Origin of the sequence: Stenotrophomonas sp. CASM101 (assembly GCF_049384845.1) — a bacterium.
GTDB lineage: Bacteria > Pseudomonadota > Gammaproteobacteria > Xanthomonadales > Xanthomonadaceae > Stenotrophomonas > Stenotrophomonas hibiscicola.
This window is the reverse complement of sequence record NZ_JBMRFR010000024.1, coordinates 15,113-33,563: the sequence shown is the minus strand read 5'-3', so window position 1 is coordinate 33,563 and position 18,451 is coordinate 15,113. Positions and strand designations below refer to the sequence as shown.

The 18,451-nt window shown below is 67.0% G+C and carries 16 protein-coding genes and 1 riboswitch; of the genes, 10 read left to right on the top strand and 6 right to left on the bottom strand.

What is annotated here, in order from left to right:
• Positions 1–286: 286 nt before the first annotated feature.
• Positions 287–1,144 (bottom strand): EamA/RhaT family transporter, encoded by an 858-nt coding sequence (locus tag VG543_RS19985; RefSeq protein ID WP_155028805.1) that lies wholly within the window; start codon positions 1,142–1,144, stop codon positions 287–289.
• A gap of 43 nt (positions 1,145–1,187) precedes the next feature.
• Between VG543_RS19985 and VG543_RS19980 the strand changes: the two genes are divergently transcribed.
• The 4 genes from VG543_RS19980 to VG543_RS19965 all read left to right on the top strand — a co-directional run bounded on the left by VG543_RS19980 (position 1,188) and on the right by VG543_RS19965 (position 7,166).
• Positions 1,188–1,859: an alpha/beta hydrolase gene (locus tag VG543_RS19980; protein ID WP_019661868.1), complete on the top strand. Its 672-nt coding sequence runs from the start codon at positions 1,188–1,190 to the stop codon at positions 1,857–1,859.
• Positions 1,856–2,956 carry a cell division protein ZapE gene (gene zapE, locus VG543_RS19975; protein WP_019661867.1) on the top strand — a complete coding sequence of 367 codons (1,101 nt, stop codon included), beginning with the start codon at positions 1,856–1,858 and terminating at the stop codon, positions 2,954–2,956. Before VG543_RS19980 ends, zapE begins: the two co-directional genes overlap by 4 nt.
• Before the next feature lie 640 nt (positions 2,957–3,596).
• Entirely contained in the window at positions 3,597–5,999 is a 2,403-nt protein-coding gene (locus VG543_RS19970; RefSeq protein ID WP_423179083.1) for a ribonucleoside-diphosphate reductase subunit alpha, read from the top strand.
• Positions 6,000–6,146: 147 nt separating this feature from the next.
• Entirely contained in the window at positions 6,147–7,166 is a 1,020-nt protein-coding gene (locus VG543_RS19965) for a ribonucleotide-diphosphate reductase subunit beta (protein WP_019661865.1), read from the top strand.
• A 134-nt stretch (positions 7,167–7,300) separates the two neighbouring features.
• Here VG543_RS19965 and VG543_RS19960 read toward each other — a convergent pair whose 3' ends face one another.
• Entirely contained in the window at positions 7,301–7,936 is a 636-nt protein-coding gene (locus VG543_RS19960; RefSeq protein ID WP_423179084.1) for a LysE family translocator, read from the bottom strand.
• Between the two features lie 152 nt (positions 7,937–8,088).
• Here VG543_RS19960 and VG543_RS19955 point away from each other — a divergent pair, with 152 nt between their 5' ends.
• The 3 genes from VG543_RS19955 (at position 8,089) to VG543_RS19945 (ending at position 10,571) form a co-directional block, all read left to right on the top strand.
• Entirely contained in the window at positions 8,089–8,490 is a 402-nt protein-coding gene (locus VG543_RS19955) for an acyl-CoA thioesterase (RefSeq protein ID WP_005407672.1), read from the top strand.
• Between the two features lie 43 nt (positions 8,491–8,533).
• Positions 8,534–9,349, top strand: coding sequence for an NAD-dependent protein deacetylase (locus tag VG543_RS19950; protein ID WP_423179085.1), 816 nt, complete (start codon positions 8,534–8,536; stop codon positions 9,347–9,349).
• Between the two features lie 121 nt (positions 9,350–9,470).
• Positions 9,471–10,571 carry an NADH:flavin oxidoreductase/NADH oxidase gene (locus VG543_RS19945; RefSeq protein ID WP_329848612.1) on the top strand — a complete coding sequence of 367 codons (1,101 nt, stop codon included), beginning with the start codon at positions 9,471–9,473 and terminating at the stop codon, positions 10,569–10,571.
• A gap of 3 nt (positions 10,572–10,574) precedes the next feature.
• Here the strand turns inward: VG543_RS19945 and VG543_RS19940 are convergent, their stop codons facing one another.
• Entirely contained in the window at positions 10,575–11,486 is a 912-nt protein-coding gene (locus tag VG543_RS19940; protein ID WP_423179086.1) for a LysR family transcriptional regulator, read from the bottom strand.
• Positions 11,487–11,600: 114 nt separating this feature from the next.
• Here VG543_RS19940 and purU point away from each other — a divergent pair, with 114 nt between their 5' ends.
• Positions 11,601–12,452, top strand: coding sequence for a formyltetrahydrofolate deformylase (gene purU, locus VG543_RS19935; protein ID WP_026347242.1), 852 nt, complete (start codon positions 11,601–11,603; stop codon positions 12,450–12,452).
• Positions 12,453–12,659: 207 nt separating this feature from the next.
• Here the strand turns inward: purU and pncA are convergent, their stop codons facing one another.
• Complete coding sequence (gene pncA / locus VG543_RS19930) at positions 12,660–13,286, bottom strand: bifunctional nicotinamidase/pyrazinamidase (protein WP_423179087.1); 627 nt, start codon at positions 13,284–13,286, stop codon at positions 12,660–12,662.
• A 55-nt stretch (positions 13,287–13,341) separates the two neighbouring features.
• A complete protein-coding gene (locus VG543_RS19925) occupies positions 13,342–14,028 on the bottom strand; it encodes an epoxyqueuosine reductase QueH (RefSeq protein ID WP_423179088.1) in 687 nt (228 codons plus the stop codon).
• 161 nt (positions 14,029–14,189) lie between these two features.
• Positions 14,190–14,404: riboswitch (cobalamin riboswitch) on the bottom strand.
• A 154-nt stretch (positions 14,405–14,558) separates the two neighbouring features.
• Between VG543_RS19925 and VG543_RS19920 the strand changes: the two genes are divergently transcribed.
• Both VG543_RS19920 and VG543_RS19915 read left to right on the top strand, forming a co-directional pair.
• Complete coding sequence (locus VG543_RS19920) at positions 14,559–16,406, top strand: patatin-like phospholipase family protein (RefSeq protein ID WP_050584652.1); 1,848 nt, start codon at positions 14,559–14,561, stop codon at positions 16,404–16,406.
• A gap of 43 nt (positions 16,407–16,449) precedes the next feature.
• A complete protein-coding gene (locus tag VG543_RS19915) occupies positions 16,450–16,887 on the top strand; it encodes a hypothetical protein (protein WP_111097697.1) in 438 nt (145 codons plus the stop codon).
• A 131-nt stretch (positions 16,888–17,018) separates the two neighbouring features.
• Here the strand turns inward: VG543_RS19915 and VG543_RS19910 are convergent, their stop codons facing one another.
• The gene (locus tag VG543_RS19910) at positions 17,019–18,386 is read right to left on the bottom strand and encodes a helix-turn-helix domain-containing protein (protein ID WP_019661852.1); all 1,368 of its coding nucleotides are present in this window, start codon (positions 18,384–18,386) and stop codon (positions 17,019–17,021) included.
• Positions 18,387–18,451: the final 65 nt, after the last annotated feature.

Here is an 18,451-nt window from a genome sequence, read left to right as displayed (position 1 = left end):
TGCTCTGGTAGGGACCTTGATCGGCACGGATGCCGCCTTTGCTTTTGATCTACCAGTCCGCCTTCCAGCGAGCCGAGCATCGCAAGTGGATCAGGGGCGAAGAGGCGCCGATGTCTGAGCGCAGCGAGTTCGGCGCCGTCCCCTGGTTCACCGAGAAGCGCAGGGAACCGGTGCACAGCACCGGCTCGCGGCTGGCGGCGCGTTTCTTTTGGTTACTTTTCTTTTCGCGCGAAAAGAAAAGTGACATCCCACCGCGGGCGCGGAAATGGCCCGCCGCAACCAACGCTCACCCCCAGGCGATCAGTCCGATCGCCAGCACCGCCAGTGCCAGGCCGGCGCGGTTCCACTTCGTGGTGGCCTCGCCGAAGGCGAACACACCCACCAGCGCGCCCAAGACCACCACCCCGATGTTCATGCCGGCGAACACGGTAGCCGGGCTGTCCGGCATCGCCTGGTGCGCCTGCACATAGAAAAGGATGTTGCCGCCATTGAGCAGGCCCAGCAGTGCACCCGCGCCGAGGTTGCGCCAGGCCAGCCGGCTGCAGCCACTGAAATGCCGCCACAGCTGCAACGCAAGCATCAGCACGAAGGCCACGCTGAAGCTGGCCAGCACCGCCGCCATCGACGGTGTGCCCGACAGCGCCACCTGCTTGAGCAGCACGTCCACCACCGCGAACCCGGCCCAGACGCCCAGCAGCCAGCCCCAGGCACCGGGCGAGGACGCTACGGTCGGGCCGCGCGGACGCAGGCTGATGGCCACCATCGCCAGCAGGCCCAGGGCGAGCCCAGCCAGCTTCCACGGCGTGGCGGTCTGGCCGAAGAACAGGAAGGCCGCCGCCAATGACAGCAGCAGCGACAGCCGCTGCGCCACGTCGCTGCGGACGATGCCGGCCACCGCCACCGCGCGGCCCAGCACCAGGAAGATCGACGGCAGCACCACCGCCAGCGCCAGCAATGACAGCCACGGCGCATGCGGCGCGCGCAGCGCATCCAGCGGCGGCTGCAGTACCACGGCGGTGAGCGTTGCCGCCACCAGATAGTTCCAGGTGACCATCTGCGAAACATCCAGCTGGCGGCGTCCGGCCACCTTCAACAACACCGAAACCAGCACGCTGCAGATCACGGCCAAGGACAGGTAGAGCATGGGGCGGGCACAGGTCAGGGGCGGGGGACGGTATCATGGTGCCATGCACAAGCCTTCGTTCCCCGTCGCCCCCGGCGAAACCGCCTGCCTCGAACTGGACGGCCCGGCCGGCCCGCTGGAAGTGGTCGTCGACCTGCCCAAGGCCGATGTACCGGTGCAGCCGATCGTGGCCATCGTCTGCCATCCGCTGTCCACCGAGGGTGGCACCCTGCACAACAAGGTGGTCACCATGACCGCCACCACCCTGCGCGAGCTGGGCATCGCCACGGTGCGCTTCAACTTCCGCAGCGTCGGCGCTTCGGCTGGTACCTTCGACGGCGGCGTGGGCGAGCAGGATGACCTGAAGGCGGTCGCCGCCTGGGTGCGCAGCCAGCGCCCGCACGACCGGCTGTGGCTGGCCGGTTTCAGCTTCGGTTCGTTCGTGTCGCTGAAGGCGGCTGCCGCGCTGCAGCCGGAGGCGCTGATCTCGATCGCGCCACCGGCCGGTCGCTGGGATTTCGACGGTATCGCACCGCCGGCCCGCTGGCTGGTGATCCAGGGCGAGCAGGACGAGATCGTCGACCCGCAGGCCGTCTACCAGTGGCTGGACACGCTGGACTTCCCGCATGAGCTGGTGCGCATGCCCGAGACCAGCCACTTCTTCCACCGCAAGCTGATCGACCTGCGTGGCGCGCTGACCCACGGCGTGAAGCATTGGTTGGGCGCGGCGGCATGAGTGCAACCGAGCTGACCCCGTCGCAGCGGTATGCGGAAGGGGTTGCCCGTGGCGACTGGCAGAACGACCCGGCCCAGCATGCGGCGCTGGCCGAGCTGGACCGCATCCACCTGGGCCTGCTGGATAGTGCCGAGGATGGCTGGCTGGACCGCCTGTCCTCGTTCTGGAAGAAGCCCGAGCCGGTCAAGGGCCTGTACTTCTGGGGCGGTGTCGGCCGCGGCAAGACCTTCCTGGTCGACCTGTTCTACGACGGGCTGCCGATCAAGCAGAAGTACCGCACCCACTTCCACCGCTTCATGCGCAGCGTCCACGAGCGCCTGCGCGAGCACCAGGGCCAGAGCGACCCGCTGGCGAAGATCGCCCAGGAATGGCGCAGCAACCTGCGCGTGCTGGTGCTGGACGAGTTCTTCGTCACCGACATCGGCGATGCGATGCTGCTGGCGCGGCTGCTGGAGCGCCTGTTCGCCGAGGGCGTGACCCTGGTCACCACCTCCAACACCGCAGTGGAGAACCTGTACCTCAACGGCCTGCAGCGCGAGAGTTTCCTGCCGGCCATTGCCCTGCTGCAGCGCTTCTGCGTCGAGCTGTACGCCGAAGGTACCGAGGATTACCGCATGCGCGCGCTGACCCGCTCGCCGGTATACCGCGCACCGCTGGCGGCCGACAGCGATCAATGGTTGGCCACGCGCTGGAACGAGCTGAGCGGCGGCCAGCCGGCCAAGCCCGGCAACATCGAGATCGAGGGCCGCAAGATTCCGGTGCGCGGCCGTGGCAAGAGCATCGCCTGGTTCGATTTCGCCGCGCTGTGCGAAGGCCCGCGCGGGCCCTCGGACTACATCGAGATCGCGCACGAGTTCAACACGGTGCTGCTGGGCGGCATTCCCGCCTTCGACCGCCTGAATGAGGATGCCGCGCGCCGCTTCGTCAACCTGATCGACGAGCTGTACGACCGCCACGTCAACCTGGTCTGCACCGCCAGCACCTCGCCGATCGAGCTGTACACCGGCCAGCGCCTGCAGGGCGCGTTCGAACGCACCGCCTCGCGCCTGATCGAAATGCAGAGCGCCGAGTACCTGGGTACCCCGCACCGGGCGTGAGCGACGCTGCGGGCGTGCATTGCCGGCCGGCGGCCGGCACGACCACCCCGGAATTCCGGTAGTGCCGGCCGCTGGCCGGCAATGATTCGGGGGGGGGGAGGGCGAAACGGCGTTACCTGCGGCCGCTCCTCCGGCCCGGCCGACACATGCGGCCTCGAGTCGCTGCCCGGCGGGTGATCCCCGACGTCCACCGCATTCCCACCGGCTGCCCACCACCTATCCACAGGGTTGTCCCTAGCCAGCTTCATCACTGTCATGTGAAGCTGTCATTGTTCCGTTTCTGCGGTGCGTTGTGCCACCGCAGTGACGCCTTTCGGGCTTGACTGCGCAGCCCGTTCCGGCGGGTCTGAAGCGTCTGATCAGGGCGCCGATGGCACGATCCTTGCGGCGCAAGGGATTGCCGAATTTCACTACATTTGGCGTTGACGGACCCCATTACCCCCACTATCTTGTGGCCGTCGGTCGCAGCAACCCCAGGTCTGGGGGTGGCAGCAGCACCCATCCGCGATCGTCAACGGCAGTGGCAGGCGCAGGGTCTCATCCTCTGCGACGCCGTCCCGCCATCCTGGGCCGTCATGTCCCGGGCTGCGTCACCCCGATGCATCGAGCACCCCCAAATCACGCCAAGAGGACATACGCCGTGAGCACCGAATCCAGCGCCACCATCGAGAAGGAAAGCGAATTCCTGTTGACGTCGCCGCCGACGGCCAACGCGATGAGTGTGACCAAGCGCAACGGGACCACCGAGCTGGTGGACCTGAACAAGATCGTGCGCGCGGTGCAGCGTTCCTCCGAAGGCCTGCACGCCGTCGATCCGATGCGCGTGGCCACCCGCACCATTTCCGGCCTGTACAACGGCGCCACCACCCGCGAGCTGGACGAGCTGTCCATCCGAACCGCCGCCCTGCTGATCGGTGAAGAGCCCGAGTACGGCCGCCTCGCTGCGCGCCTGCTGGCCAAATACATTGCCAAGGAAGTCTCGGGCCAGGAAATCTACGCCTTCTCGCAGTCGGTCAGCCGTGGCCATGAAGTCGGCCTGATCAACGACCGCCTGCTGAACTTCGTGCAGACCAATGCACGCAAGCTCAACGACGCCATCGACATCTCGCTGGACCTGAACTTCGATTACTTCGGCCTGCGTACCCTGTATGACCGTTACCTGCTGCGCCACCCGCACACCCGCAAGGTGATCGAGACCCCGCAGCAGTTCTTCCTGCGCATCGCCAGTGCGCTCAGCGAGGACGTGTCCGAGACCCTGGCGCTGTACAAGCGCATGGGCAACCTGGACTACCTGCCGTCCAGCCCGACCCTGTTCAATTCCGGCACCACCCACGAACAGCTGTCCTCGTGCTTCCTGCTGGATTCGCCGCAGGACTCGCTGGAGTCGATCTACGCCAAGTACGGCGACATCGCCCAGCTGTCGAAGTTCTCCGGCGGCATCGGCGTCAGCTACACCCGCGTGCGTTCGCGTGGTTCGCTCATCAAGTCGACCAACGGCCACTCCAACGGCATCGTGCCGTGGCTGAAGACCATGGATTCGTCCGTGGCCGCGGTGAACCAGGGCGGCAAGCGCAAGGGCGCAGCCTGCGTGTACCTGGAAACCTGGCACGCCGATATCGAGGACTTCCTCGAACTGCGTGACAACACCGGTGACGAAGCCCGCCGTGCGCACAACCTGAACCTGGCCAACTGGGTACCGGACCTGTTCATGAAGCGCGTCGAGGCCGACCAGGAATGGTCGCTGTTCGATCCGCGCGTGGTGCCGGAGTTCACCGACCTGTTCGGCGAAGCCTTCGAGGCCGCCTACCTGCAGGCCGAAGCCCAGGGCAAGGCCAACCGCACCATCCCAGCGCGCAAGCTGTACGCCCGCATGATGCGTACGCTGGCCGAGACCGGCAACGGCTGGATGACCTTCAAGGACAAGTGCAACCGCGCAAGCAACCAGACCCTGCGTCCGGGCAACGTGATCCACCTGTCCAACCTGTGCACGGAAATCCTGGAAGTCACCTCCAACGATGAAACCGCAGTGTGCAACCTGGGTTCGATCAACCTGGGCAACCACTTCGACGAGCACAACGAGTTCGACTTCGAGAAGCTGGCCGAGACCGTGCGCCTGGCCGTGCGCCAGCTCGACCGCGTCATTGACCTGAACTTCTACCCGATCGAAACCGCCCGCCGCGCCAACCTGCGCTGGCGTCCGGTCGGCCTGGGCTGCATGGGCCTGCAGGATGTGTTCTTCCGCAAGCGCCTGCCGTTCGACAGCGCCGAGGCCCGCGCCCTGTCGAAGAAGATTGCCGAAGCGATCTACTTCCACGCGCTGGAAACCTCCTGCGAGCTGGCCCAGGAACGCGGCAAGCACCCGTCGTTCAACGACACCCGTGCCGCCAGTGGCGAACTGCAGTTCGATGCCTGGAACGTGGTGCCGGAAGACACTGCGCGCTGGGATGCCCTGCGTGAGCGCATCAAGGAACACGGCCTGCGCAATTCGCTGATGATCGCGATCGCGCCGACCGCGACCATCGCCTCGATCGCCGGCTGCTACGAGTGCGTCGAGCCGCAGGTGTCCAACCTGTTCAAGCGCGAGACCCTGTCCGGTGACTTCCTGCAGGTCAACCGCTACCTGGTCAACGAGCTGAAGAAGCTGGGCCTGTGGACGCCGGAAATGCGCGATGCCATCAAGCTGGCCGAAGGCTCCATCGCGGGTCTGCCACAGATCCCGGAAACGCTGCGCGAGGTCTATCGCACCGCGTGGGAACTGCCGATGCGTTCGCTGATCGACATGGCCGCCGAACGTGGCGCCTTCATCGACCAGTCGGCCTCGCTCAACCTGTTCATGGAAAGCCCGAACATCGGCGCGATGTCCTCCATGTACATGTACGCCTGGAAGCAGGGCATCAAGACCACCTACTACCTGCGTTCGCGCCCGGCCACCAAGATCGCCAAGACCACGGTGAGCAGCGCGGCCCCGGCCAAGGTGTTCAGCCCGGACGAAGCCATCGCCTGCTCGCTGGAAAACCCGGAAGCCTGCGAGGCCTGCCAGTAACACACCGCGCGGTGGGTGCCGACCGTTGGTCGGCACTCGAGCACCTCGCACCTGTAGAGCCGAGCCACGCTCGGCCGCAGCACGGAAACACCCAGGTAGCGCCGGGCCACGCCCGGCGTTTTGACCCGAGAAGACAAGGAAACACCCATGGCCGACAAGCCCAAGCAGATGCTGCTCGATCCCGGTTTTGAACTGACCCTGCGCCCGATGCGCTACCCGCAGTTCTATGACATGTACCGGAACGCGATCAAGAACACCTGGACGGTGGAAGAGATCAATTTCCAGATCGACATCACCGACCTGCACAGCAAGATGTCGCCGGGTGAGCGCCACCTGATCCACCGCCTGGTCGCGTTCTTCGCCACCGGCGACTCGATCGTGTCCAACAACCTGGTGCTGAACCTGTACCAGCACCTCAATGCGCCGGAAGCGCGCATGTACCTGTCGCGCCAGTTGTATGAAGAAGCGCTGCACGTGCAGTTCTACCTGACCCTGCTGGACAACTACCTGCCGGACCCGGAAGAGCGCGCCAAGGCGTTCTCGGCGGTGGAGAACATCGACTCGATCAAGAAGAAAGCCGATTTCTGCTTCAAGTGGATCGACTCGATCCAGGACCTGACCCGCATCGAGACCCGCGAGCAGCGCCGCCAGTTCCTGCTCAACCAGATCTGCTTTGCCGCCTGCATCGAAGGCTTGTTCTTCTTCGCTGCGTTCGCCTACGTGTACTACTTCCGGTCGCGCGGCCTACTGCCGGGTCTGGCCTCGGGCACCAACTGGGTGTTCCGCGACGAAAGCGCGCACATGGAGTTCGCGTTCGAGTCGGTGCGCGTGGTGCGCGAGGAAGAGCCGGACCTGTTCGACGAAGAGATGAAGCAGCAAGTCTACGACATGCTGGCCGAAGCCATTGAATGCGAAGTGCAGTTCGCCGAGGACGTGCTGTCCGGCGGCGTGGCCGGCATCTCCACCCGTGACATGCGCCAGTACCTGCAGCACTGTGCCGACCAGCACTTCGCCAAACTGGGCATGGAAAAGAAGTACAACGTGCGCAACCCGCTGCCGTTCATGGAACTGCAGGACGTGCAGGAACTGACCAACTTCTTCGAACGCCGCGTCTCGGCCTACCAGGTCGGCGTGCAGGGCGAAGTCGCCTTCGACATGAACTTCTGATCGAACCGGCCCGGCCTGTCGCAACGAAAAACCCCGGCCAATGCCGGGGTTTTTTGTTGCGCGCCTGCTTTTGTAGAGTCGAGCCATGCTCGACTGCTGTTCGCAAGAAAGTCGAGCATGGCTCGACTCTACAATCAGCGCCGCCCTTCCATCGCCATGCGCACCGCCAACCCGGCCAGCACCGTGCCCATCAGCCAGCGCTGCACCCTCTGCCAGGTGGGGCGCGCGGCCAGAAAGCCGGCGATGCTGCCGGCGGTCAGCGCGATCAGGCCGTTCACGCTGACGCTGACCAGGATCTGGGTGGAGCCCAGCACGATCGACTGCATCAGCACGCTGCCTTCGCTGTCCGGATGCAGGAACTGCGGCAGCAGCGACAGGTACATCACCGCGATTTTCGGGTTCAGCAGGTTGGTCAGGAAGCCCATCGTGAACAGCTTGCGCGGGCTGTCCTGCGGCAGGTCGCGCACCGCGAACGGCGAACGGCCACCCGGCTTGAGCGCCTGCCAGGCCAGGTACAGCAGGTACAGCGCGCCGCCGATGCGCAGCGCGTCATAGGCGAACGGCACGGTCATCAGCAGGGCGGTGACGCCCAATGCCGCGCACAGCATGTAGAACACGAAGCCCAGCGCCACCCCGCCCAGCGAGATCAGGCCCGCCATCGGCCCTTGGCAGATCGAGCGCGAGATGACGTAGATCATGTTCGGCCCGGGCGTGAGCACCATGGCCAGCGAAACCAGCGCAAAGGCCAGCAGGTCGGAAGTGGCGGGCATGGGCAGTCCTGGCAGCGGGCGTGGCGCAGTGTAACGCCTGCTGCAGGCGCGGCCTGCGCAGGCACCGCTGCCGGGTGACCGTTGCACGTGCATTCCGATGGCCATCACGCCGGTCGCTTAGAATCCGCAGCACCCCACACCGAAGCACCCCCATGACCCCGATCCCCGAGACCGTGCCGCCCATCGAAGTGCGCATGGCCGAAATCGTCTTTCCCAACCACACCAACCACCTGGGCACCCTGTTCGGCGGCCAGGCATTGGCGTGGATGGACAAGGCCGCCTTCCTGGCTGCTGCCCGCTACTCGCGCCGCACCGTGGTGACCGCGCGCAGCGACCAGGTCGACTTCAAACTGCCGATCCGCATCGGCCAGATGGTGGAAACCATCGGCCGCATTGTCGAAGTCGGCCGCAGCTCGATGAAGGTGGAGGTGGAACTGGTCGCCGAGGACCTGCACAGCGGCGAGCGCAAGCTGTGTACCCGCGGCCACTTCGTGATGATCGCGCTGGACGAGGAAGGCCACCCGATCGCGGTGCCGCCGCTGCCGGCCGCCTGAGCCGGCGCTTGCACGGGCGCTGCGGCGCCCCCATCTGGCAGCCATGACCTCGCCGCTGACCGACTTCATCGACCGCGCCCAGCGCCTGTTCGTGCTGACCGGCGCCGGTTGCAGCACCGCATCGGGCATCCCCGATTACCGGGATGCCGACGGCCAGTGGAAGCGCACCCCGCCGGTGACCTACCAGGCCTTCATGGGCGAGGCCGCTACCCGCCAGCGCTACTGGGCGCGCAGCCTGCTGGGCTGGCCGCGCTTCGGCCTGGCCCGGCCCAACGGTACCCACCAGGCCCTGGCCGCACTGGAGAGCCGTGGCAAGCTGCAGGTGCTGCTGACCCAGAACGTGGACGGCCTGCACCAGCGCGCCGGCAGCCGTAACGTGATCGACCTGCATGGCCGCCTGGACCTGGTGCGCTGCATGTGCTGCGAGCGGCGCAGCGATCGCGGGGAGTTCCAGCAGCGCCTGCTGGACGCCAACCCCGGCTGGGACACGCTGGAGGCCGGCATCGCCCCGGACGGCGACGCCGACCTGGAGACCGATTTCTCCAGCTTCGTGGTACCCGGGTGCCCGCACTGCGGCGGGGTGTTGAAGCCGGACGTGGTGTTTTTCGGCGAGAACGTGCCGCGCGAGCGGGTGGAGGCGGTGCACGAGCACCTGCAGCAGGCCGACGCCGTGCTGGTGGTGGGCTCGTCGCTGATGGTCTATTCCGGCTTCCGTTTCGTGCAGGCCGCGGCCAGGGCAGGACTGCCGGTGGCGGCGCTGAACCGCGGCCGCACCCGTGCCGACGACCTGCTGCAGTTCAAGGATGAACGCGATTGTGCTGAGGCGCTGGCGTCGGTTATCGAACCATCGGCTGGGTAGAGTCGACTGTCAGTCGACTCTACAGGCCACCCGCCGCCGCGAAACAGCGATCCATCCAGATGGTTGATCCCGGAGCCGTGCGGCGGTGCAATACGCATCCCCTACGTCGTCCATCACTGTCTTGAGCCAGCTGTTTTCGCCGATCTCGTTCGGCCCCCTGACCCTGTCCAACCGCATCGTCGTCGCGCCGATGTGCCAGTACTCCGCCGAAGACGGCCGCGCCAGCGACTGGCATGCCATGCACCTGGGCAACCTGGCGCAGTCCGGCGCCGGCCTGCTGATCCTGGAAGCCACCGCAGTCGAGCCGCGTGGCCGCATCAGCTGGGCCGACCTGGGCCTGTGGGATGACGGCACCGAGGCCGCGTTGGCACAGGTATTGGCCAGCGTCCGCCGCTGGTCGCCGATGCCGCTGGGCATCCAGCTCGGCCATGCCGGTCGCAAGGCCTCGGTGAACCGCCCTTGGGACGGCGGTGGCCAGCTGCCGGCCGACGATGCGCGTGGCTGGGCCACCGTGGCGCCGTCGCCGCTGCCGTTCCATGCCGGCGATCCGGCACCGCAGGAACTGGACGAGGCCGGCATCGCCGAGGTCATCGCCGCCTTCGCCGCCAGTGCGGTGCGCGCCGAGCGCCTGGGCTTCGAGCTGATCGAGCTGCATGCCGCGCACGGCTACCTGCTGCACCAGTTCCTGTCGCCGCTGAGCAACCGCCGCACCGATGGCTACGGTGGCTCATTGCCGAACCGCCTGCGCCTGCTCGTGGAAGTATTCGACGCCGTGCGTGCGGCGGTATCGGACAAGGTCGCCGTGGGCGTGCGCATCTCCGCCAGCGACTGGGTCGATGGCGGCTGGGATCTGGTGCAGAGCGAAGCGCTGGCCCAGGTGCTGGACGCGCGCGGCTGCAACTTCCTGCACGTTTCCAGCGGTGGCCTGGACGAGCGCCAGAAGATCACCGTCGGCCCGGGCTACCAGGTGCCGTTCGCAGCAGCGATCAAGGCCAAGGTGCGCATGCCGGTGATCGCGGTGGGCATGATCACCGAACCGGAGCAGGCCGAATCGATCCTGCGCCATCGCCACGCCGATGCGGTAGCGCTGGCACGCGGCATCCTCTACGACCCGCGCTGGCCGTGGCACGCTGCTGCCGCATTGCGCGACAGCGTGGAGCCGGCGCCGCAGTACCTGCGCTGCGAGCCGCGCGAGGCGCGTGGCGTGTTCAAGACGCGCTGAGGCTCACACCCGCCAAGCCGGCGCGATGCCGGCCTGAAGGTGATCGAACAGCGCGCGGATCTTGGCGGTGAAATCGCGGCGGTCGCTGACGCAGAAGTAGACCTCCATCGGTTCCGGGCGCCACGCGGTGTCGGCGCCGAACACCGACTGCAGGCGGCCATCGCGCAGGTACGGCTCGGCCACGAAGGCGGCCAGCCGGGTGATGCCGGCACCGGCCGCCGCCAGCGTCGCCAGCGCATCGATGTCATCGCAGACCATGCTCGGTGGCAGCGCGGCGTCCACGCGCTGGCCGTCCTTCAGCAGGCCCCAGCGCAATGGCCGGCCATCGGTGGGGAAGCGGTGCAGCAGCCCGCGATGACCGCCCAGCTCGGATGGCTGTTGCGGGGTGCCGCGTGCCTTCAGGTAGGCCGGCGAGGCGCAGAACACGAACGGAACACGCGCCAGCTGCCGCGCCACCACCCCGTCCTCCAGCTGCGCCCCGATGCGGATGCTGGCATCCACCGCTTCCGGGCCATGCTGCACGGCGCGGTCGGTCAGGCGCAGCTCCAGCTGCAGTTGCGGGTAGCGCTGCTGCAGCGAAGGCAGCAACGGCGCCAGCACATGGCGGCCGAACGCACTGCTGCTGGCGATGCGCAGCGGCCCGGCCGGTTCGATGTCGCCGGAGGTGACCATCGCCTGCGCGCGCGCCAGGTCGGCCTCGATGTGGCGCACCTGCGCCAGGTACAGCGCCCCGGCTTCGCTGAGCGCCAGTTGGCGCGTGCTGCGGTTCAGCAGCCGTACGCCCAGATGCGCCTCCAGCCGGTTGATGTTCTGCCCGACCGCGGTGGCGCTGATGCCAAGGATGCGGGCCGCGGCGGCAATGCTGCCGGTCTCTGCGGTGCGGGTGAAGCTGCGGATCAGTTGCAACAGGTTCATGACCGACCAGCTTGCCACGGGAAGATCCAAGTATCGCTTGGTACTGAACCAAGCAGGTCGGTTGCACCCGTGATCATCCGGCCGCTGGGCAGGGCGCTGCCCTACACTGTGGCGATGCGCCCCGATTCCATTCTTACCCTGTCCTGCCCCGACCGTACCGGCATCGTCTATCGCGTGTCCGGCCTGCTGTTCGACCACGGCTGCAACATCCTCGACGCCCAGCAGTTCGGCGACGAGGAAAGCGGCCGCTTCTTCCTGCGCGTGCATTTCGATCGCGATGCCGGCCTGCCGCTGGAGACCGTGCACGCCGCGATGGCCACGCTCGCCCAGGACTTCGGCATGGACTGGCAGCTGCACGATGGCCGCCGCCGCGCACGCCTGCTGGTGCTGGTCAGCAAACAGGGGCATTGCCTCAACGACCTGCTGTTCCGCGCCCACAGCGGCCAGCTGAAGGTCGACATTGCGGCGGTGGCGTCCAACCACGCCGACTTCGCGCCATTGGCCGCCTCCTACCAGGTGCCGTTCCACCACCTGCCGGTGACCGCCGATACGCGCGCGGTGCAGGAGCAGCAGATCATCGACCTGGTCGAGCGTGAGCGCATCGACCTGGTGGTGCTGGCGCGCTACATGCAGATCCTGTCACCCACGCTGTGCCGCGCGCTGGCCGGCCGTGCGATCAACATCCACCACAGCTTCCTGCCCAGCTTCAAGGGCGCGCAGCCGTACCACCAGGCGCACGCGCGCGGGGTCAAGATCATCGGCGCCACCGCGCACTACGTCACCGAGGACCTGGACGAAGGCCCGATCATCGAACAGGACGTGGCCCGCGTTGACCATGCGATGGCGCCGCGCGAACTGGTGCGGCTGGGCAGTGATACCGAATCGCTGGTGCTGGCGCGTGCGGTGCGCCGCCATGTGGAACACCGCATCCTGCTCAATGGGCATCGCACGGTGGTGTTCCGGTAATCGCCCATCCCGCGTCCGCCGGGCATGGCCCGGCACTACCGAATCCTGATTTCATCCAATGAAAAGCCCCCGGTTCGGCCGTCCCGCGATCTGTAGGGGGGCGTAGTTAGGGGGCTGGATGAATCGATTGTGTTGTTGTGGGCAGGAGCGCGCAAGCGGCATAAGCGACGTGCCCGGTAGCGCCGGGCCATGCCCGGCGGTCGCGCGTCAGGCGAGCGCAATCCCCGCCTTGCCCAGCGCCTCGCGCACCATCACGTCGTTGGCTTCGGTCACCGGCTTGGTCAGCTCCCACAGGAACTTCACCCGGAAGCCGGACTTCACCGCGTCCTGCGCGCTCCACAGCACGCAGTAATCGCGGGCCAGGCCGCACACGTGCACTTCGCGGATGCGGCGCTCATGCAGCCAGCCGGCAAGGCCGGTGGGCGGGCGCTCGCCATCGGGACCGTGGTTCTCGCGGAAGGCGCTGTACGAATCCACCTGTTGGCGCGTGCCCTTGCGCAGGATCAGGTCGGCCATGGCCCAGTCCACGCCCGGGTGCAGAGCGGCGCCATCGCTGCCCTGCACGCAATGGTCGGGCCACAGGGTCTGTGGCTGCGCGTGCAGCAGGATGGTCTCGAACGGGCGTTGGCCGGGGTGCTGGCTGGCGAACGAGGCGTGATCGGCCGGGTGCCAGTCCTGGGTGGCCACCACCGTGCGGTAGCGGCGCTGCGCCAGCAGTCCGGCAATCGGTGCCACCAGCGCATCACCCTGGTCGCAGGCCAGCGCGCCGCCCGGCATGAAGTCCGGCTGCAGGTCGATCACCAGCAGGGCGACGTCGGCGGGCAGGGCGGTCATGGCAGATCCACTACAAGAGAAGGGGCGACCAGCGTGGCCGCCCCTCGCTCACACGTCAATCGCCCTGCGGCGTCCCAGCGTCCTGCCCGTAGTACAGCACGCCGATTTTGATCCGCTCGCGGCCGTTCTCGCGACGGTGGCGGTTGGCATCGCGCAGCGAATACACGCAGCCGCAGTACTCCTGCTGGTAGAACTGCTCGCGCTTGCTGATCTCGATCATGCGGCTGGCACCGCCGCCCTTGCGCCAGTTGTAGTCCCAGTACTGCAGGCCTTCGTAGCGCGAGGCGGCGCGGATGCCGCAATCGTTGATCTGCGCCATGTTCTTCCAGCGCGAGATGCCCAGCGACGAACTGATGGTGTCGTAGCCGTGCTCGTGCGCGTACAGCGCAGTGCGTTCGAAACGCATGTCGAAGCACATCGTGCAGCGGATGCCGCGTTCGGGCTCGTTCTCCATGCCACGCGCACGGCTGAACCAGTTGTCGGTGTCGTAGTCGCAGTCGATGAAGGGAATGCCATGCTGCTCGGCGAAGCGGATGTTTTCCTGCTTGCGCAGTTCGTATTCCTTCACCGGATGGATGTTGGGGTTGTAGAAGAAGATCGCGTAGTCGATCCCGGAGGCGGTGATCGCCTCCATTACCTCGCCGGAGCAGGGCGCGCAGCATGAATGCAGCAGCAGGCGCTTGCCGTTGGCAGGCAGGGTCAGGGTGGGGCGTTGGAACTCGGTCATCGTCAGGTACCGCATGGACCGCCGGCAACGGCGGTGGCCCATGCATCTGTGCGTGGGTGGACAGGGCTGGCCGGATACCGTGAAAAGGACGCACGCGGCCGCACTGCCCGCACGCGCAGGTCAGCGACGGCCCCGGCACCCTCCCCGCGGAGAGTCCAGGTCGAGTCAGGGGACGGTCGTGTCCCCCGGCCGGGGCCGGTATTCGGGCTGATGGACACGGGCCGCAGCCCACCTACTACCTGCCGCTTCCCAGGCGCGAGCCCAGTGCTGTTGGCAGGATTCGTTTCCATTCACCGCTGCGGGGCAGCTCCGGAATGGGCGCGCCAGGCGCCTTCACCGGATTCCCGTTCAAATCCCTGTCGCCATCAACGCTGCGGCGGGGATACCTTCGGCGTGCCCACGGTGGACGCGTCGAGGGCAATGGTCAAGGGTCAATGAAAGCTCGGGGCTGTGGTCCGTTTCTCAGGCCGTGAGAGCGCCGCTTGCCATACTGGGCATCGACAGACGGGAGGTGGCTCGTGGCGGCGAAGTACTGCGATCTGGTCATGAAAGGCGGCATCACTAGCGGCATCGTGTACCCCAATGCGGTACTGGCGCTGGCGCGCGAGTATCGCTTCAAGAGCATCGGCGGCACCTCGGCCGGCGCCATTGCTGCGGCGGTGGCGGCTGCGGCGGCATGCGGCGATCGTCGCCAGCAGGCCGGCGAGCACCTGCCCAGTGATGCCGGTTATGGGGGGCTGTCGGCGGTGTCGGCGCAGCTGTCGCGGCGCGGGTTCATCTACAGCCTGTTCCAACCGGCGCGGGGCGCGCGTGCGGCCTATCGGCTGCTGGTGGTGCTGACCGGCAATGCGGGCCTGCCACACAAGCTGCTGTGCCTGGCGGTGGCGGTATTCGAGATCGCGCCGCTGGAAGTGCTGGTGTCGCTGGCGCTGCTGCTGGGCCTGGGCGGGTGGGGCGGCGGCTGGAGCGGTGTGGCCGCCACGCTGCTGCCGTCGCTGCTGTGCGCCTACGGTGCCGGTGTGGCCGGTGCCGCGCTGCGCGTGGCCCGCGTGGCACGGCGCAACCTGCTGGGCCTGTGCAGTGGCCTCGGCCGCGATGCACGCAAACCGGCGTTGACCGAGTGGCTGCATGAGTGCCTGCAGCAGTTGTCAGGCAAGCCACTTGATGCACCGCTGACCTTCGCCGACCTGCACGACGCACCGCGCTATGCCGGCGAGCCGGACAGCCCGCACGCGATCAGCCTGCAGATGATCACCACCTGCGTCTCGCACAACGAGCCGCGTACGCTGCCACTGGGCGGCGCGCAGTTCTGGTTCCTGCGCGAAGAGTTCGAGCAGTTGTTCCCGGCCAGCGTGGTGCAGTGGCTGGTGGATCAGGCTGGCCCGCCGCTGGACGTGGAGGGGCGGCAGTACTACCACCTGCCGCAGGGCCCGAAGCTGCCGGTGCTGGTGGCCACACGCATGAGCCTTAGCTTCCCGTTGCTGATCAGCGCGGTGCCACTGCACGAACCCTCGCGCCGCGAGCGCCGCTGCGAACCCACCGCGCCGGCGGCCGACCCCGAGCACAACGTGGCCGACAGCATGGAAGGGCTGACCAGCGCCGGGCAGGCTTGCGGTCCGGTGATCACCGCCTTCCGCATCTGCTGGTTCTCCGATGGTGGCATCAGCAGCAACTTCCCGATCCATCTGTTTGACGCCGCATTGCCGCGCTGGCCGACCTTCGCCATCAACCTGGTCTACCCGCAGCACGCCGAAGACGTGAGCCAGGGCAGCGGTAGCCGGCAGGCACTGGAGCATGCCGTGTTCCTGCCCACCGAGAACCGCCACGGCTGGCAACGGCATTACCAGTCCATTGCCACGCCGCTGGCCGCAGCCGAGCTGGGGCGTTTCCTGTTCGCGGTGGTGGCGACCATGCAGAACTGGCGCGACCTGCTGCAGGCGCGCGCGCCGGGTTATCGCGACCGCATCGTGCATGTGAGCCTGCAGGGCGACGAAGGTGGCATGAACCTGGACATGCCGCAGGAGGTGCTGACCCGCATCGCCGACAAGGGCAGCCTGGCCGGTGCGCGGTTCTGTTCGTTCTCGTTCGAGAACCACTACTGGATCCGCTGGCGCAACCTGGCCTCGGCCTACCAACGGTACACGCTGGAAGTGGCCCGTACCGACGACCCGGCGCAGCAGGTACTGGCCTATCGCGCGGCGTACTCGATGGTCGCTCGCGGCGAACCGACACCGCCGTCGTACAAGCTGGGCTCGGAAGACAAGCGTCGCGGCTCGCAGCAGCTGTGGGCGCAGATGGTCGAGCAGGGCCGAACCTGGGAGGACCTGGGCCCTGACCTGACCGACGGCGCACCGCGTCCGCTGCCGCAGATGAAGGTGACGCCTATCTACTGAGCGCGATCGATACAATCGTGCTTCATGCTGCAAGGAGCTGTGGATGTCTGCCCGCCAGGAACTGTTGGATCTGCTTGAACGCCTTGATGCCCGCGACCCGGAGCACCTGCCGGTGGTGCCACTGGCCGCGTACTTCGAAGGCAATGATTTCGAAGAATGCATCGCGCCCAACCAATGGGGTTTCGGCCGCCCGCCGATTGCCGAGCTGTACGCGCGCCTGGCCGCGATTGCCGAAAAGCCCGAGGTGGAAGGCGTGTATGTAGGCCTGCACCAGGACTGGAGCAGCGCATTGGAAGACGACAGCGAATGGCCTGCCGCAGAGAACGTGCACGTGCTCACCCGCGCCGACGTCGAGACCGTGGAAGGCTGGCTGCAGGGTCTGGAATGCGACGGTGTGGGTGAAGGCTGGCCCTACGGCCAGCACATCGACGCCCCCGTACCCTCGCAAGGCCACCGCGTGCTGACCGTGTATTGGGATTAGTAGATCCACGCCACGCGTGGATGCATTTCGCGCACGGCCAGAGCGTGCCCACCAAGGTGGGCACCTACCCGTTGCTTCAGTCGAGCATGGCTCGACTCTACAGGGTGCAGGGCGCAGCCCTGCAGAAGAACCTATCTCCCCGGCAACTGCGCGAACGCACGCTGCATGCAGTCCTCCCGCGGGCACACCCGGCACCCCGGGCCGATTGACACCGAATTGCCCGGGCTCTGCACATCCAGCCCCAGTGAATACACCAACCGCTCGGCATGCTGCAGGTCGCAGCCCAGCGCTACCGCAAACGTCTTGCGCGGCTGGCCATGGCCGACCGGACCACTGCTGACCTGCCGTGCCAGCCAGAAATGCCGTCGCCCATCGGGCATGCGCGCGGTCTGCGTAAGGATGCGCCCGGGCTGGTTGAACGCCTCGTAGACGATCCACAGCGGGCACGAACCACCCACCTGCGAGAAGTGGAAGTCGGTGGCCGAATGGCGCTTGGACACATTGCCCGCGCGGTCCACGCGGATGAAGAAGAACGGCAGCCCGGGCGCGCTGCGCCGTGCCAGCGTGCTCAGCCGATGGCAGACCGCTTCGAAGCCGACGCCGAACTGGTGTGCCAGCAGTTCGATGTCGTAGCTGCTGGCCTCGGCCGCACGCAGGAAGCGCATGTACGGCATCACCAGGGCGCCAGCGAAATAGTTCGACAGACCGATGCGGGCCTGAGCGATGCGTGCCTCATCGGTGAAGCCGGCACGTGCCACCACCGCATCGATCTGCGGCAGGTAGCCGTGCAGGGCCAGCTCGGCGGCCATCTGGAATGCCTGCTGGCCTGGCTCCAGGTAGTCCGGCAACCACAGCCGCCGTGCTTCGGCATCGTACTGGCGCTTCTCGCGCCCGGCCTGCAGCGCGGCCACTTCCACCAGCACGCCGTGGCGGTCGGCCAACAGCTGGCGCAGGCGTGGTGCCACGTGCCCGGGCGACAGCCCCCACTCGGCGAACAGACGCTCGGCCAGCTCGTCCAGTTCGGGAATGTGGTTGTGCATGCGGTTGAAGAACTCACGCACCTGGTCGCCTGCGGGCAGGATGCTCCCGGCGCCGGGCTCGCCCAGCTGGAACTCCAGGGCGGCGGCATGCTCACGCAGCGCCAGGTGGCGGCGGTGCAGATCCAGCAGGGCGCGGCTGACCTGCGGCAGGTTGCCGGCCAAGGCGCGCAGCTCGGTCGCGCTGACCTCCGCCAGGCCCAGGTCGCGCAGGGTTTCGCCCAGCGCTTCCTGCAGCGCGGCAGGCTCATCTTCGTCGAATAGTGAGGAAACGTCGCCCAATACTTCGCCCAGCTTCTTCTGCACGGCCGGGGTGAGTGGGCGCTTGTTGCGCTCGATCTGGTTCAGGTAACTGGCCGACAGGCCCAAGGCGCGGGCCAGGTCCACCTGGCTGTAGCCGCGCTGCTCGCGCAGCCGCAGCAAGCGAAGGCCAAGCTGCCGCTGGCTGGATGAATAATTCACAGAATTAACATGAATCGTCTGGCGTGTTGGCCAGATTAAGCGGATTCAGGCCGGAAATCGAGGTG

What these genes read in the sequence shown, in the direction of transcription:
- VG543_RS19925 (WP_423179088.1), bottom strand. Translation starts at nt 14,028, where the DNA reads ATGCGGTACCTGACGATGACCGAGTTCCAACGCCCCACCCTGACCCTG.
- VG543_RS19980 (WP_019661868.1), top strand. Translation starts at nt 1,188, where the DNA reads ATGCACAAGCCTTCGTTCCCCGTCGCCCCCGGCGAAACCGCCTGCCTC.
- VG543_RS19965 (WP_019661865.1), top strand. Translation starts at nt 6,147, where the DNA reads ATGGCCGACAAGCCCAAGCAGATGCTGCTCGATCCCGGTTTTGAACTG.
- pncA (WP_423179087.1), bottom strand. Translation starts at nt 13,286, where the DNA reads ATGACCGCCCTGCCCGCCGACGTCGCCCTGCTGGTGATCGACCTGCAG.
- VG543_RS19985 (WP_155028805.1), bottom strand. Translation starts at nt 1,144, where the DNA reads ATGCTCTACCTGTCCTTGGCCGTGATCTGCAGCGTGCTGGTTTCGGTG.
- VG543_RS19920 (WP_050584652.1), top strand. Translation starts at nt 14,559, where the DNA reads ATGAAAGGCGGCATCACTAGCGGCATCGTGTACCCCAATGCGGTACTG.
- VG543_RS19915 (WP_111097697.1), top strand. Translation starts at nt 16,450, where the DNA reads ATGTCTGCCCGCCAGGAACTGTTGGATCTGCTTGAACGCCTTGATGCC.
- VG543_RS19940 (WP_423179086.1), bottom strand. Translation starts at nt 11,486, where the DNA reads ATGAACCTGTTGCAACTGATCCGCAGCTTCACCCGCACCGCAGAGACC.
- VG543_RS19955 (WP_005407672.1), top strand. Translation starts at nt 8,089, where the DNA reads ATGACCCCGATCCCCGAGACCGTGCCGCCCATCGAAGTGCGCATGGCC.
- zapE (WP_019661867.1), top strand. Translation starts at nt 1,856, where the DNA reads ATGAGTGCAACCGAGCTGACCCCGTCGCAGCGGTATGCGGAAGGGGTT.
- VG543_RS19960 (WP_423179084.1), bottom strand. Translation starts at nt 7,936, where the DNA reads ATGCCCGCCACTTCCGACCTGCTGGCCTTTGCGCTGGTTTCGCTGGCC.
- purU (WP_026347242.1), top strand. Translation starts at nt 11,601, where the DNA reads ATGCGCCCCGATTCCATTCTTACCCTGTCCTGCCCCGACCGTACCGGC.
- VG543_RS19950 (WP_423179085.1), top strand. Translation starts at nt 8,534, where the DNA reads ATGACCTCGCCGCTGACCGACTTCATCGACCGCGCCCAGCGCCTGTTC.